Here is a 14532-nt window from a genome sequence, read left to right on the forward strand (position 1 = left end):
CGACTTGCTTGACTGACTGCTGATTGATCACTGGAACAGAGATTCTCCAAAATAAATTGGACTGCAATATCATGAGGAGCCAGGGCGAGTACCGCTGGGGTGGGAGTACAACCACAGGGAATTTTCGCGCAAACAACGAGGACAAGTTCTACATCGATCCAGACGGTCGCTTCTTTCTTGTCGCAGACGGGATGGGGGGGCAAAGTGCCGGCGAGCGTGCCAGCGAACTTGCCATCGATCTCGTAGCTGCCCGATTAAAGTCCCTTCCCAGCTCCCCTCAAGCGAGTGCTGCCTCAATCATTTTCGCGATTGATCAGGCTGTCGCTCATGCCAATTCCGAGATCATGGTTCTTGGAGAGATCGAACCTAGCTGTAAGAACATGGGAACGACGATTGCGTTCCTCGTGAATGTGAATTCCAAATTCTACATCGGAGGAGTGGGCGACAGTCGTGTCTATCACCTGAGGAATGGAGAGCTGAAACAGCTGACTGAAGACCATTCGCTGACTCAGGCACTTCTCAAAGCGAAAACCATCACCGAGGAAGAAGCCAAAACTCATCGATACAAAAACGTATTGTATCGATATCTCGGAACGAGGGATGGTGGCAGCGGCACACATCCGTTCGTCGTCTCACCGGAACCGGGCGATCGCTTCATGCTCTGCTCAGATGGGATTACAGACGGAACGATCAATTCGCAAATCCAAGTGATTTTAGAACAAGAACAAGATCCCGCCACGGCAGCGCGTAAACTGATCGCCGCTGCAGAGGCAGGTGGATCCAAAGACAACATCACGTGTGTGTGCTTGTATGTTGACTGAAGACCAACAGATCATCCTCGGTTCGCGGTCTCCACGTCGAATTGAACTGCTCTCGTATCTCATTCCTCCAAAGCAGATTCAGGTGGTCGTTCCTGAAGATGAGCGTGAAGCGGGGTTCGAGGGACTCACGTCACTCAACGAGATTCTTCTCCGTTTGCAGCAGATCGCTCGAACAAAGAATGACGCTGTGGCAACACAGCTTTCTCTGCAAGCTCTGCCGCTCATTCTGACTGCGGACACGACGGTGATCGTCCCTTTGGATTCAGGTCGTTTCACTGTCGTGGGGAAACCTGATGGCGCGAATTGGAAAGAGGTCGCTGCGGGATGGTTTCGAGACTACTACAGCGATCGTTCACATTTCGTGGCGACCGGAGTCTGTCTTCGTTGTCGCAATGGGGAGATCCTACAAACGCAGGTCTGCACGAAAGTCTCTTTTCTCCCCGTAACCAATGCTCAGATCGATTGGTACCTGAAAACTGAAGAACCGCTGGGGAAGGCGGGCGGGTACGGCATTCAAGGCGCGGCCGGGATCTTCGTCAAAGCGATCGAGGGGAGCCTGAGTAATGTCATCGGCCTTCCCCTCGCTGAGACAAAACTCTTACTCGATCAAGCCGAGCTCGAATGAAATCGCGAGGTTCCGGCAATTGCCCAGTTGCTTGCTGAAGCAGCAAGAGCGGAATTCTGGGCAATTTAGCAAAACGTCTCCTCAGAAATTCCTCTTTCCACAGTGCCTAGAAAGAGGTATCTATTCGCCCCCACATCGCCTCAGACTGACAACTCAAAACCTCTTGCCAGAGACTTTGAGACGGTGGATCACGTCTATCAAATTCATTGGTTCCGTCGGCAGAAGACTTTTCGTCGACGGAGCGTCACGGTTCAAGGAGTTTCCCATTTCCGAAGTCCGCATCAATTCGATGCTGGCACCGGTTGTCCCGCAAGGACAGCTTGAGACAGCTTCATTGCGTCTGCGAAGCGGATGGAAACTCTGGTGGGAACAGCCATTCCTGTTAAAACTGGTTGATCTGGGGCTCATTTCGATTCTGATTCTGGCCCCATTTTTAATGGGTGGCCGACAGGCAATGGGGCAACTTGTCCTTTGCTTCACTTCCGCACTCACAGCGATCCTCTGGTCGCTCCATCAAGCTCATCGAGGTGATGGACGTTGGCGGTTCACTGGAATCGAACCGATCATGTTGCTTGGACTGGGATTGATTGCACTTCAGTGCTGCCAACTTTCCCCCAGTTTCATCCACGCTATCTCTCCGGAAAGTCAAAATCTGCTTCCGGCCTGGAATGAAACACACCTGCTGCTGCAGAGCGAGTGGAAATTAATCAGCTTTACACCATCCGATACGTGGAGCAATCTGGTTGTCATCGTTGCCTGCATTCTGTTCTTCTTCGTGCTCTCACAAAGATTGCAGACGGTTGAAAGTTTGAATTGGTATCTGATGATTCTCGCCATTGGTGCGTCATTGATGGCACTGTTTGGTTTGGCCCAGTTCCTCTTTGGAAACGGTAAATTCTTCTGGGTTTACGAGCATCCGATGACTGATACGAGTGCATCTGCCAAAGGCGCATTCACCAACGCGAACCACTTTGCCAACTATCTGGCGATTGCGGTTCCCGCTCAGATCTATTTCATTCTGCTTCAGCTTCACAGTTCGAATCATGTCGTCTCGAATTCCTCGGGCAACAGATTTCTTAACCGTATCCGAAATCTGGATATTAAGTTAATTGCGCTTTCCTCGCTCTTCGGAGTGACTTTGATCGCAATCCTTTGCTCAGGTTCAAAACCTGGAATGTTCGCTGCGTTTATCGCGGTCGTGGTGATGCTTGCGATTAGCTGGCAGACCTCCCTAGTGAATGGTCGAGCGGTACTGATTGGTGGAGTTCTGGCAATCCTCTGGATGCTGACAATTCCCTGGCTGTCGACCAATGAGAATACCTTTTCACAGACACGCCTATCACAAAACTCCTCTGTGCACGCCATTGGGCGACAACAAATCTGGGACGCCAACATTCAGGGAATTCGCCACTTCCCGCTGGCAGGAACCGGTTTGGGAAGTCACCACGAAGTCTATTGGCTGTGGTTTCAAGCTCCTCTGGAAGGGGTCGAATACAGCCACGCCGAGAACGGTTATCTGCAAATCGCCATGGAGACCGGGCTGACGGGGTTAGGACTCGTCATTCTGTTATGGCTCACATCAATTCTCTGGTGCGCACAGGGACTGTGGAACGCGAGTACGTTTCGAACCAAAGGAATTATCGCGACGGCAGCGACAGGACTTTTCCTCAGCCTGATTCAATCAATCACTGACTTCGTCTGGTACGTTCCGGCGTATATCAACGTTGTCTTGCTCTACGCAGTCTGTGCCTGGCGAATGAGTTTGATGCGATTTTTTGAGACGACCATTCAGTCGATCAAAGTCCGCAATCAAAATCGCACGCTTTCTCGTATGACATGGATTTGTGCCATTCCACTGATCGCTTTGACCGGCGGATGGATGGTGCGAGAAAAGTTGCCGGAAGTCGCTGCTGAGCGCATCTGGGATGAGTACTTGCATATCACACTCAATCATCCGGGTGAGGTCGCACAAGCTCCACTCACGTTAGCCCCTGTGGAACAACAAAAGCAGCGAATTGAACTCGCAATCGCAGCCGCTGAAGCCAATCCTCATTCACAGAAATTACAACTACACGCGGGTCTGGCGTGTCTGAATCAATTCGCAATTAATCAGCAACGGCAGCAACGACACATGCCGCTCTCGCAAATTCGCGATGCTGCCCGCTCATTGTTCACGTCACCAGACGAAATGGATCAGTGGTTAAATCGCCCTGGTGTGCTCGGCGAAGAGCGTCGATTGCTGGAAGAAGCGATCAAGCACTTCCGGGCATCATTGGCAGCATGCCCATTACAGCCACGTCCTTATCTGGAACTGGCAGAACTTGTCTGGCTCGAAGGGGCCCGGCCACAAGCGGAACTGGACCTCGTCAAACAATCGGTCATTGCGCGTCCGAGAGACGCGCGGGCACATTTTGCCCTCGGACGTATTCTTTGGCTGAACGGTGAACACAACGAGGCAGCGGAGCACTGGCAATATGCATTCCGGCAGGATATTGGCTACCGTGGGCATTTGATTCACTCAATGGCAGCGTACGTTCCCGCCCGTTTCTTCCTGGATTACTTTGATCCAGACCATGAAACACTGAAGCAAATGAAATCTGCTTACGAGAACTCAGAAGATCATTCTGGATATCAACTCGTGCTGGAAACACTCGGAAAATCATCGATTCAGCGCGCGGGCTCTCTGTCCGGGGAAGCTGCGGAATCGGAATGGTTACTCGCACATGAATGCTTCGCCAGTTTGAAAGACAACAAAAACGCCTATCGCTGCGGTCAGGAAGCGGTTCGGATGCGTCCGCAATCGCCCCACGCCCGTCAGACTTTTGGCGTCTGGCTCTATAAGAACGGGTACTATCCCGACTCGATCGAGCATCTCTCGTGGTGCGAGAAACGACGTCCCAACGAGAAGTGGATCAGTTCGATGGTTCGCGAGGCACAGCAAAAATCTCAGTCCAACCCTGAAGTGCAGATTGCCGTCGAACCCCCAGAAACGCTCATTCGCTGAGCTGTGGTCAATCAACTGCGTTCAGGCGGAGAAGACTTCGAAAAGAAACTTATCGATGGCGTACGTCGCGTTCTTCAGGTTCTGATCGTGATCGCGAACCGCTCCTCGCTTCACGTTGTAGCCGTGATCCCCTTCCGGGACCCAGTGAATCTGCACATTCGGAGAGAGCACGTATTCCTGCACCTCTTCGCGGTCACCAAATTGATCGATCTCCCCTTGCACGATTAGCGTCGGCGTCGTGATTGTGTCGAGAGGCTCAATCCGGTGCTGATCCGGCCGTCCGCTGGCGTGAAACGGAAATCCAAGGCAAAGTACCCCAGCGACACCGATTTCGTCAGCGACCATTGATGCGATGCGGCCGCCGAGTGCTTTTCCACCGATCACAAGTCGATCGTGAGAAAGTCCTTCGACGACACTCTTCCAAGTCGCCTTCAGAACGTCCTCTTTATCTGTTGGACGCTTTCGACCTTCTGTGGAGCGCGCCACCATAAACGGGAAGTCAAATCGAACAACTCGATGCCCCTTCGCTGCCAGATTTTCTGCGAAGTACGTCAGGAAGGTGGAATCCGAGCTTTCACCCGCTCCATGCGTGAGCACGACGCAGGTTTTCGCTCTCTTCGGACCATCAAATTTGAGATTGTGCGGAGGCATGCGAGAGTTTTAGCAAAGAACAGATTCCGCCCACAAGCAGATGGAACATCGCAAATGAAATCGTAAACGCCGCCGCATTACAAAAAGCACTTATTGAACGCACGGCTCAAATGCGACGTGAGCACCGGTTTCAAATCGCCAAAACTTTATGCGTCCCCATTTCGGCCACGACTCTCCGGAAAATTCAGAACCACCAGGCAACAACTCCGGTTGATATGATGACACTCAGTCAACCGAAATCAGCCATGCTGAATCATCCAGGCTGCGATCACCATGAGGCCGACTCCGCAGACCCTTAATGCAGAAATTGGATGGAGGGGCAGACCGAGGATCCCAAAGTGATCCATCATCACCCCCATGAGAAGCTGGCCGACAATCACCGCGTTCAACACATTGGCAGCTCCCATGCGAGGAACAGCCTGCAGAACGAGAGTGACGAAAACTGCTCCGATCAATCCACCCGTCAGAAATATCAGCGGGACTCGTCCCTCAGTGGCGAGTTTAGGGAAACCGCGAGACTGAATTCCCACCGCGAGCACCAGAGCGATCGTTCCCATGATAAACGAGACTAAGGCAGCGAGGAGCGGATTCTTTAATGCAGTCCCGAGTCGTCCGTTGATGACTGCCTGAATAGGGAGCAGCGAACCCGCGAGAATGATGAAAATCCAATTTGCCATATCGATGATCCAAGCCCGGATGACGGTCGCCTCTCGTTCATCCGATCGCGAGAGTCAGCCGAAGTCCACCGTTTTTATCGCATGGAGAATCGAATTTCGAGATGAGACTTCCAAAACTGGAATTTCATCAAACGGCTGTCTCTGCGCGTTACCGCTGCGGTGAACTGAATGCCGACGTCATGGGAAGTCGACAGACGGAAGCACGTAGCGACTGAAAGTCGGGAGTCTGATAACCTGCTTCCGCCTGATGCACAAGCTGGGCCATCTCCCAAGCAGTTACATAATGATAACGAAACTGCGGATTGACTGTTGCATAGTCGCGGAGTTCCTGATGAAACCGCTGCATCGGTTCACCCAGCATGGTGTCGATGTTTTCATTCTTGCAGCCATGGGTATGCAGTTTGACAAAGCGCCACTCCGGACGCCCTGCGACGTGGACACCGGCGTTCATCCAGAGATTCATTCGTCTCATCGAACCGGGGCGTCCTCCGTGAAGATCTCCATTCTCAATCCGAGGGATCACCCCGAAACGACGATTGCTCCAGTCTGGGAGGAGAGGCCCCTGAATCATCAACAGCTGATCAGCCGGAGCCTGTAAACCGACTTTCGCCCGGACTCCCCAATCATGCGATTTTCGTTTCCCGGGGAAATCCTGAGCGTAGTAGATCGAATTGATCGTGCTCGTCTGAGTCTTGCTTGGTGCGGACGGAAGCGTGAAATCCGCGTAGCACCCCGTCTGCATCAACACCGTTAATTCCGCATCAACGCCGCACAGTTTTCCATCGGGACGGGAATTACACAATGCCCAGTTCCCGTGAATGAAACCGTAAACAATCTCGCCTGTCCGCGGATCCTGTCGCAGCAAACCATGTCGGTGGTACAAGGTCTCTCGGAACTTCTCCAACTTCTCACGGAGCGTCTCTGCAGTATCGTCGTGATGATGCAGATGGACATCGACATCGCCGAACCCATCATCGATCAGCGGTCGAAGCAGATCCATGTATTCGGGACGGTATTCGTCTTCCGGAAAGAAAAACGTATGCTGCGGCGGTCGTCCGCTTGAATCTTCGAATCGTTCAAACGCACGTGGATACTCCTCCCGCCATCGATTCACACGTTCGATCGCGAGAGTATCTGAGGCCCCGTAACAACGAGGTTCCCAGTGATCGCAGATCGCGATGAAGACATCGATCGGATCCTCATGGTTCCACTTCGGACGAGGCTCTGACGGAAAAGCGTAGCTTCCTGCCCAGTACTGCATGTTGCGGGCACGCATACAGAGATAGATGCCGACGACTGCAACGGTGACAATCACACTCATCACTGCCACGGAAGCGATCAAGTAATCCAGGTAGACTACCATTCGGGATTGGACCTTTCCGAATGATCACCGTTCGATGGAGAGCACAAACTGCGTTCAATATCGTTTGAATCGGGGACAAGTTCATTCATTAACGATGCCAGTTGCCCCGCTAGATGTTTTCGCTCGAAGTGCTGAATCGGCCAGATCGCATCATTGTCATGGAATCCGCATCGATTCCGTTCCATCGCCAGCGACAATTTCAACGCAATTCCATCGACGTCGGAAGGGGTGCACAGCATGGCACCCGGTAAGTCTTGAACGATATCCCAGACATCCCCTTTCGGTGCCACAACGAACATCGGGCGTTTGGCTGCCATATATTCGAATGTCTTGGCATTAATGATCCGCTGGGTTTTGGGAAGATCGCTGTTGATCATCAGCAGGGCCTGAGCCGTCTGCATCAGGCTGATGGCCTGCGGATGCGAGATAAACGGTAAGCGTGTCACTTTGATTGGCGTGTCGTTCAGCTGATCGAGAATTGCTTCCTGATCCGGCATCCTTCGTCCTGCCAGCAGAAATTCCATTTCTTCAGCGAGATGGGGATTTTCGATTGAGAGCTTGCGAAGTGCATCAACGACTGGCTGCACAGAATTCAGATTCCACAGTGTGCCGATGAACGCCAATCGAAACGGGCGAACGATGGGCGCAAGCTTCGCAACGGACTCAGCATCTCCTTTCCCGGAATAGTCATCGGGATCGAAACCATTATAGATACAGGCAGCATTGTCGGTTCCACCGACGGAGAGACTGAAGTTCAGAATGGCAGCAGCACTTGATGGAGTGGTCGCGAGGACGAGTTTCGCATGCTTCAGCGCAAAACGTTGCTGACGATTCTGAATCCAGTTCGCCAGTCTTCCCTGCCCTTTGTTCTCCCAGTACTCATTGCTGATATCCCACTCGTCCCGGTAATCGAGAATCAACGGGATTCCGGTTTTCTTGCTCAAGGTCGCGCCGAGCACGAGCGAAGAAAATGGAGGTCCAGTCGCCACGATCACGTCATGCGGAACTTCTTTCAGAAGTTTGAGTCCAGCTTTGAGAGCTTGCGGGCGCCAAAGTATCTGAGGATCCGGTTGTAACGCAGTATTCGCGACTCTTCGAATGCAGGATTTCGCAGCCCGCACGAGAGTGTTCGATTTGCCGGTTGATGAACCGCCGCCAGAAACGGAATTCTTCACTGAGTAATCGGGTTCGAACGTTTTGGCCCGTCGAATGATTGTGCCATCGGGGATGTCGTTGAGGAGGCTATCGTCCTTGAGTGGCACAGATGGATTCGAAACAGTCAGAACTGACGATGCCCAATCCCATGCGGGAAGAAACTTCACGAACTTCGTCACACGATGCACCCCGACCCCACCTGTCGGTGGAAACAGGTACGAAACAAAAAGGACGCGTTTCAGACGATTCGAAGTCATGGTTTCAGCGAGGATCTGGTCGAGACGACGTTAGGAATATCGATTGAGCTCAGCGCCCCAACGGGCCGTCGCGGAGCGACCAGAGATCGTCCCTGATCAATTCGGGATTCGATCAGATGCTCGAACAACTGCACCGTTTCGTTTGCACAATGGCTCCATATCCTTGGAACATAGCTCGCTGCTGCTTCCTTCGCTTCAATATTCAGGAGTGATTCGACAGCATCTGCGAAAGCGAGCGAATCTCTTGGAGGAACCAGCATTGAGTAATCCGGGCGAGCAATTTCGCGTATACTCCCGACATCTGTCGAAACAAACGGAGTTCCGCAAGCCAGCGACTCCCTCAAGACATTCGGTAATCCTTCCGAATCACTCGACAGTACGCTGAGATCGGCTGCTCGATACCAATCAGGGATGACATCCTGCTTCAGTGCTCCATGAAAACGAACAGCGTCGGTCAGGCCCAGTTTCTGTACCTGCGTTTCCAGTTCACTTCTCAGCGGACCATCTCCGAGCAGGTGCAACTGAAATCGGATTCCACGATCGCGGAGATGGGCGCCCGCCTCTAGCAACGTGGGGACTGATTTCACAGGTGCAAGCCGCCCCACCCAGACGAGATGTGCTGTCCCATCGTCTGCAAGTCGCAGTCGCTTCCTGGAATCTTCACGAGAGACGCTGGTGTTGAAGTAACGAGGATCAATTCCCTGATAAATCGTGTGAACGCGAGTCTCGTCAATCCCCAGTTCCCGACACGCTGATCGTAGCCCCTCGCTCACAGAAATCACTGCATCCGAATTCGCCAGAACTTCCCGAACTCGGTCTCCGCGACGAGGTGTTTTTGGGAGTATCAGAACGTCAGTTCCGCCTACGATAACCGCGGAGGGAACCCCCGCGAGTACTCCTGCGCGGTAACCGACTGCTCCATCTGGATGAGCCCAATAGCTCAGAATGGCGTCTGGCCGAAACGTTCTCACAGCGCGTTCGAGGGTGCGTCGTACAGACCACCACATTTGTTCGCCGTAGTAATGCTGCAAAGTTCCGGGCGTGTACCAGTAGGTTGGATACTCCACACTGATGCCAGCCTGCTGAACTTCCAGCGTCGGGGCAAATTTCCTCTTTCTCAACCCACGATATGCTTCAGAGAAGACCCGGGGAGAAATGACTCGAACCTGGTGCTTCCTCTGCAACGCAAGCGACAGCGCGGTATTGTATGTCCCTCTCGTCGGAGCGGAGGAATCAGAGAATGTCGTGCTGAAGAACAGGATCCGCATATCGCGTCGCCAAGGGTTTAATGTCGAGATGTTGGAGGCTGGCTCAATTGTCTTCGCCGGTGCAGGACGATCTCCTGGCGCGATCATGTTCGCACCTGCGCGCGACATCCCAATCAATTCTTACGTCAAAAAATGATCTATTGCTGATCAATTGCCTGTTGAAGCCCTGCTTCCGTGGAAATATTTGGCATCCAGTTCAGATAAGTTTTGGCCTTTTCGTTGGAATAACGAAGTGGTTTCCAGATTGCCTCACTTTTGTGCCACGAAAGTACTGCGGGGAGTTGACCTTCCGACCATTTTGAATAGGCAGCGTAAATTGACGCCAACGGAGTGATCGCCCTCCGAGGAATCCAAAAGGAACGCACATGCTTCCCGTTTTTTCGGAGCAATCGGAGAATCCGCTTTCCAGTGGGGAGATCATCATCAACGACATTGAATACTTCACCCTCAATTCCGGGAGTCAGCCCGGCTTCCATGATGGCTGAAGCACAATTTTCGACATGGGTATACGGGAGAAGTTGTCCCCCTCCCATCCGAATGAAGAACGGTCCCAGAGACAATCCAACCCGGCTGGTCAGAAGTGAACGCCCCGGGCCGTAGATCACCCCCGGCCGGACGACCACGAGTGGGAGTCCTCGCTTCTCCCGAATCTGCCAGGCAATTTGCTCCTGACGAACCTTACTGAACGAATAAGCGTCGCGTTCTTCAGGACTCGGATCGACTGGGGTCGACTCGTCCAGTGTCTGCCAGCGTTTCACTGTTGCGGTTCCGTAGACCCCCATTGAGCTGACAAGCACGAATCGCCCGACCTGCGCATCCGCCGCTGCCTCCATCAGTCCACGCGTGGGAATCACCGTGTTGAGAAACATCGTTGAGCAACTGCCGTTGAGCGCTGCTGCGAGATGGTAAACCACATCGACATTCTCTAACGCAGGTTCAATTGAACTGCGATTTTCGAGGTCTCCGGTCACAAAGCGAATTCGCTCCAACTGGGACTGAGTCAATCCGGAAGTCACGGCGCTCAGGTCGCTGGACTCACGCACGAGACAACGGACATTGACATCCCGATCAACAAGTAACTTGATCAACCGCCGGCCGAGGAACCCTGTCCCGCCGGTCACCAATGCAGTTACGGACATGCGTGTGCCTTTGATTCTTCGACAGGTGACTGGGGAGCTGAAACTTCCGCTGAGGAATGACCGTTCTCAGATGAATGATTCCTGGACAGATCAAAAATCCTGTCCATCATCAAGGTCACTCGTTCGACTTCGTGTGGACTGATCGGGGCCGGAGTTCCATTCAGAATCGAAGCGTAAAACGCTTCGAAGAGATTCTTCATCCCCGCAAAATAGTGGATCTCGGACTTCGCAAAATTCCAGAAGTTACGTGTGAGATTCCAGCAGCTATTCCGAAACTGCTGAATCGGTGCTTCGAGTTTGGCGAACGCACCGGGGAGTTTCATCAGTCGGTTCAGCTGTAACGTCTGAGCATCGAAATCAATCTGAATCGTTCCTTTTTTACCGTAAATTCGCGTGATGCGTTGGGGCGGCAAAAAGGTTGAAAATGTCAAACTGCCACTTTGCTTGTTCCCCTGAAAAGAGACACTCAATTCTGTCGGGAAATCGTATTCGGGCCGGGTCCACGCTCCACCAAGAATCGCTGGCTGATCGTCCTCCATCAAATCCAGAATCCGGTAAAGCGGGTGAGAAATCGTATTTTGAAACAAGCCGCCCGGGAGCTTTCGCACCCAGTGATTCGGACTGGCTGCCACGAGTGAACCAAACTTCCCATCGATCGGGTAACCGAGAATCGACTCAATGTGGGCAACGTCGCCGATGACTCCCTTTTGAATCCACTCCCGGCACTTCAGCCATGCTGGATCGAACAATTGATCATGACCAACGCAAACAGACTTCCCACATCTCTCGGCAGTTGCCAGCACATCCCGGGCATCAGGAGTGTCGAGCGTGAATGGTTTTTCAACATAAATATGGCACCCTGCTTCCAACAACTGTTTCGAAAGCCGGGCGTGCGTGTGTGCGGGAGTGGTAATGTGTACCACGTCAGGATGAACCTGCTCCAGCATCTGTTCGATATTGATGAATGTTTGAGGAACCTGAAACCTTGCTGCTGCTTGATAGGCGAGGTCTTCGTGCATATCACAGACAGCGACGATTTCCGCGTTCTTGACGCGTCGTAACTGCGACAGATGCGCATCGGCGATCTGCCCGCATCCCAGCAGCGCAACGCGTACTTTTCGTTTTTGTGTCTTCATCTATCCTGTCCTCAGCTGCGAACCAATCAACTCGTGCTTTAAGCCAATCTGTTGACTCACTTGCGAGTTCATTTCGCAGCCAAACACTCTGAGTACAATGCTTCGTAGTTGCGAATCATGGTGCGGATATTGAAATTCTCGGCCACTCGAACACGAGCCGCATCTGCCATAGCCGGCCAGAGTGGTTGCTCATCCAACATCTCAATCATCGCATTCGCCAGTTGATCGGGATTCTGCGAGTCGACCAGTTTTCCTGTGACACCCGGGACAACGATCTCCGGATTCCCACCGACACGGGTTGTGACAATCGGCAGTCCGACCGCCATCGCTTCCAAAAGTGTCAGGGAAATTCCTTCAGTCTTGGATGAAGACACATAGAACCCGGCAGTTCTCAGAAGATCTGGAATGTCTTTGCGTTCTCCAAGAAACTCGACGCTGTTTTCAATGTGAAGCTCGCGAGCGAGAGCTTCAAGCAGGTCCCTCTCCGCACCATTTCCTACGAGTTTCAAGCGGAAATCGGGATACGCTTCGAGAACCTTTGGGATTGCACGAAACAGCGTGGAATAGTCTTTCTCTGGTGATAAGCGGGCGACGGAAATCGCAGTGTGGTTCAGTTGGGGCCCAGTGAACCGGAATCGCTCCAGATCAATCCCGTTCCAGACACACTGAATCCGCTTTCGATTCGCTGGATCTTGTGACTGACACAATCGTGTTGCGTCATCAGACACACCTACGATGCGCGATGAAAGCAGATTCGCGATTCGAAATTGCCAAAGGGACTTCCAGCCTGGGCCGCAACCGCGCCCATGCTGCGTATTGATCACAGTTCGGACACCGGCCAGGCGGGCTGCCAATGCCCCATAGAAATGGGGATAGGTATTGTGCGTATGCAGGACCTGAATTCCGCTCGTCTGAAAATATTTCTTCAGTTCTTTGATCGCCGCTGTTTTACTGACGTGCGGAAGTCCAATGGTGTGCACATCGTGCCCGGCGGCTTTCAGATCGTCGGCAGGTGGTCCCAACTCCGCCAGCGAAACAAAATGGAGTTCATACTGCGATGAATCATGGAACTTAGCAAAATCAACCAGCAATCGCTCCAGACCACCAGTCTTCAATGTCATGCTGAGATGACAGACCTTGATCCTTTGACGAACCCCGGAAAGGGTAGCGTTCATTCCACTCTCGGACTGGACTGACTGAGCAGTATTCAATGTTGTTGCAACCATTTATTTATCCTGCTCCGCGGCTTCACTTGCCGATCCATTCGAGACTTGATTCTGGCCAGATTTGAACCGTGACTTCAGACTTTTCAGCAATTCAATGAATTGCATCTTGAGTGATTTGCGAGTTACCTTCAGCCAGCACAGCTGATTGACATCTGTGGAAAGATTGTCTTTGTGCCGTTTGTCACCGACGAGAAAATCGTAGGCGTCGAAACCTCTCTTGAGCGCTTCGTTCATGCAAAGATAGTGCGAAATCAACCCGGGGCTGGGCTTTACTTCGAAGTCAGCGAACCCAGAGAGATAATCCAGCAGGCGGTTCTCATCGACCAAAAGCAACAGGCATCCCACGGTTTCTGATTCGTGTTTCACACGGAAAAGTACAGCTTTCCCTTCCAGAAACAGCTTCATCGCGGAACTCGTCTGAAACTGTTTGAATCGTTCGTTAGCAAACGCCCCCGGTTGCCCGACAGCTTGCCACCGAGCCTGATGCAGCGCCATCAACTCATTCAGAATATCGAACGCTTGATCTGGTTCGGCAGCCCACTCGCAGTCTAACTGACCATACTGCTTGATCCGCCGTCGTAAATTTGATCGTGTACTCTTGCCAAGGCGATCGATAACAGCCTGATTCGCGAGCCGAGCGGCATGCAAATCGAAGTATTTGCTATCACGGAATCGGATCTCTGAATGCGGAAACTGATGTTGCCAAGTGCTGAGGTCGCGTTCTGAAAATCCATCAATGCGAATCTGATCCCAAAGCGATTCCTTCTGCAGCGACTCCGCGATGGCTTGGATGAATTGATCACGAATCTCCTCGCGAGCGAGGATCGCATTGTACTCGACGCAGACACTTCCAATCTGCGGCTCACCCGCTGTCCCGATGTGGCGGGTCCTGACTCCAAACGGCCCCTCCTTCTGATCAGTTCCCTGAGTAATCAGACAGATTCCACAGACTTCCGAATCCGCTTCAGCAACGAGGAAATAGTAGGGAACGAGATCCCCATAACATTCAATCCACGTTTCAACCCACGGAGCACTGCAAGAAACCCTGTTGTTCAGCAACAACCGATCGAGTTGCCTCCAGTCTGTCAGTGCGGAATGCACACTGGCGGACGACAATTTCTTGATGGAAATTGCGTTCGATTTCTGGAGAACCTGAGTCTTCAACTGGATAGTCATAATGCCCGAAACGTCAGAGAAAACGACATGATCT

General features: G+C 52.4%; 12 protein-coding genes. 3 read left to right on the forward strand and 9 right to left on the reverse strand.

The genetic code is table 11. The annotated features are described in order from the left end of the window. Positions 1-71: 71 nt before the first annotated feature. The 3 genes from SH668x_RS14700 (at position 72) to SH668x_RS14710 (ending at position 4450) form a co-directional block, all read left to right on the forward strand. Positions 72-821 carry a PP2C family protein-serine/threonine phosphatase gene (locus tag SH668x_RS14700; protein WP_437185821.1) on the forward strand — a complete coding sequence of 250 codons (750 nt, stop codon included), beginning with the start codon at positions 72-74 and terminating at the stop codon, positions 819-821. Next, complete coding sequence (locus SH668x_RS14705; RefSeq protein ID WP_437185822.1) at positions 811-1446, forward strand: Maf family protein; 636 nt, start codon at positions 811-813, stop codon at positions 1444-1446. Before SH668x_RS14700 ends, SH668x_RS14705 begins: the two co-directional genes overlap by 11 nt. Positions 1447-1735: 289 nt before the next feature. Beyond that, the gene (locus SH668x_RS14710; protein WP_437185823.1) at positions 1736-4450 is read left to right on the forward strand and encodes an O-antigen ligase family protein; all 2715 of its coding nucleotides are present in this window, start codon (positions 1736-1738) and stop codon (positions 4448-4450) included. A gap of 21 nt (positions 4451-4471) precedes the next feature. On the opposite strand, the gene SH668x_RS14715 is transcribed toward SH668x_RS14710, so the two are convergent. The 9 genes from SH668x_RS14715 to SH668x_RS14755 form a co-directional block, all read right to left on the reverse strand. After that, on the reverse strand, positions 4472-5101 hold the full coding sequence (locus SH668x_RS14715; RefSeq protein WP_437185824.1) for an alpha/beta family hydrolase: 630 nt from the start codon (positions 5099-5101) through the stop codon (positions 4472-4474). A 239-nt stretch (positions 5102-5340) separates the two neighbouring features. After that, positions 5341-5778 carry a DMT family transporter gene (locus tag SH668x_RS14720; RefSeq protein WP_437185825.1) on the reverse strand — a complete coding sequence of 146 codons (438 nt, stop codon included), beginning with the start codon at positions 5776-5778 and terminating at the stop codon, positions 5341-5343. Positions 5779-5926: 148 nt separating this feature from the next. Then, positions 5927-7141 (reverse strand): hypothetical protein, encoded by a 1215-nt coding sequence (locus tag SH668x_RS14725; protein WP_437185826.1) that lies wholly within the window; start codon positions 7139-7141, stop codon positions 5927-5929. Continuing rightward, entirely contained in the window at positions 7135-8553 is a 1419-nt protein-coding gene (locus tag SH668x_RS14730; protein ID WP_437185827.1) for a glycosyltransferase, read from the reverse strand. The genes SH668x_RS14725 and SH668x_RS14730 overlap by 7 nt, the downstream gene beginning before the upstream one ends. Next, entirely contained in the window at positions 8550-9929 is a 1380-nt protein-coding gene (locus SH668x_RS14735) for a glycosyltransferase (protein WP_437185828.1), read from the reverse strand. Before SH668x_RS14735 ends, SH668x_RS14730 begins: the two co-directional genes overlap by 4 nt. Positions 9930-9958: 29 nt before the next feature. Continuing rightward, the gene (locus SH668x_RS14740) at positions 9959-10960 is read right to left on the reverse strand and encodes an NAD-dependent epimerase/dehydratase family protein (RefSeq protein ID WP_437185829.1); all 1002 of its coding nucleotides are present in this window, start codon (positions 10958-10960) and stop codon (positions 9959-9961) included. Next, complete coding sequence (locus SH668x_RS14745; RefSeq protein WP_437185830.1) at positions 10951-12096, reverse strand: Gfo/Idh/MocA family protein; 1146 nt, start codon at positions 12094-12096, stop codon at positions 10951-10953. The genes SH668x_RS14740 and SH668x_RS14745 overlap by 10 nt, the downstream gene beginning before the upstream one ends. Positions 12097-12164: 68 nt before the next feature. Further along, complete coding sequence (locus tag SH668x_RS14750) at positions 12165-13322, reverse strand: glycosyltransferase (protein ID WP_437185831.1); 1158 nt, start codon at positions 13320-13322, stop codon at positions 12165-12167. After that, entirely contained in the window at positions 13323-14498 is a 1176-nt protein-coding gene (locus tag SH668x_RS14755) for a GNAT family N-acetyltransferase (protein WP_437185832.1), read from the reverse strand. Positions 14499-14532: the final 34 nt, after the last annotated feature.

This window comes from Planctomicrobium mucosum, from assembly GCF_051466335.1.
GTDB lineage: Bacteria > Planctomycetota > Planctomycetia > Planctomycetales > Planctomycetaceae > Planctomicrobium.

What these genes read in the sequence shown, in the direction of transcription:
- SH668x_RS14710 (WP_437185823.1), top strand. Translation starts at nt 1,736, where the DNA reads ATGCTGGCACCGGTTGTCCCGCAAGGACAGCTTGAGACAGCTTCATTG.
- SH668x_RS14720 (WP_437185825.1), bottom strand. Translation starts at nt 5,778, where the DNA reads ATGGCAAATTGGATTTTCATCATTCTCGCGGGTTCGCTGCTCCCTATT.
- SH668x_RS14725 (WP_437185826.1), bottom strand. Translation starts at nt 7,141, where the DNA reads ATGGTAGTCTACCTGGATTACTTGATCGCTTCCGTGGCAGTGATGAGT.
- SH668x_RS14715 (WP_437185824.1), bottom strand. Translation starts at nt 5,101, where the DNA reads ATGCCTCCGCACAATCTCAAATTTGATGGTCCGAAGAGAGCGAAAACC.
- SH668x_RS14730 (WP_437185827.1), bottom strand. Translation starts at nt 8,553, where the DNA reads ATGACTTCGAATCGTCTGAAACGCGTCCTTTTTGTTTCGTACCTGTTT.
- SH668x_RS14705 (WP_437185822.1), top strand. Translation starts at nt 811, where the DNA reads ATGTTGACTGAAGACCAACAGATCATCCTCGGTTCGCGGTCTCCACGT.
- SH668x_RS14755 (WP_437185832.1), bottom strand. Translation starts at nt 14,498, where the DNA reads ATGACTATCCAGTTGAAGACTCAGGTTCTCCAGAAATCGAACGCAATT.
- SH668x_RS14700 (WP_437185821.1), top strand. Translation starts at nt 72, where the DNA reads ATGAGGAGCCAGGGCGAGTACCGCTGGGGTGGGAGTACAACCACAGGG.
- SH668x_RS14750 (WP_437185831.1), bottom strand. Translation starts at nt 13,322, where the DNA reads ATGGTTGCAACAACATTGAATACTGCTCAGTCAGTCCAGTCCGAGAGT.
- SH668x_RS14745 (WP_437185830.1), bottom strand. Translation starts at nt 12,096, where the DNA reads ATGAAGACACAAAAACGAAAAGTACGCGTTGCGCTGCTGGGATGCGGG.
- SH668x_RS14735 (WP_437185828.1), bottom strand. Translation starts at nt 9,929, where the DNA reads ATGTCGCGCGCAGGTGCGAACATGATCGCGCCAGGAGATCGTCCTGCA.
- SH668x_RS14740 (WP_437185829.1), bottom strand. Translation starts at nt 10,960, where the DNA reads ATGTCCGTAACTGCATTGGTGACCGGCGGGACAGGGTTCCTCGGCCGG.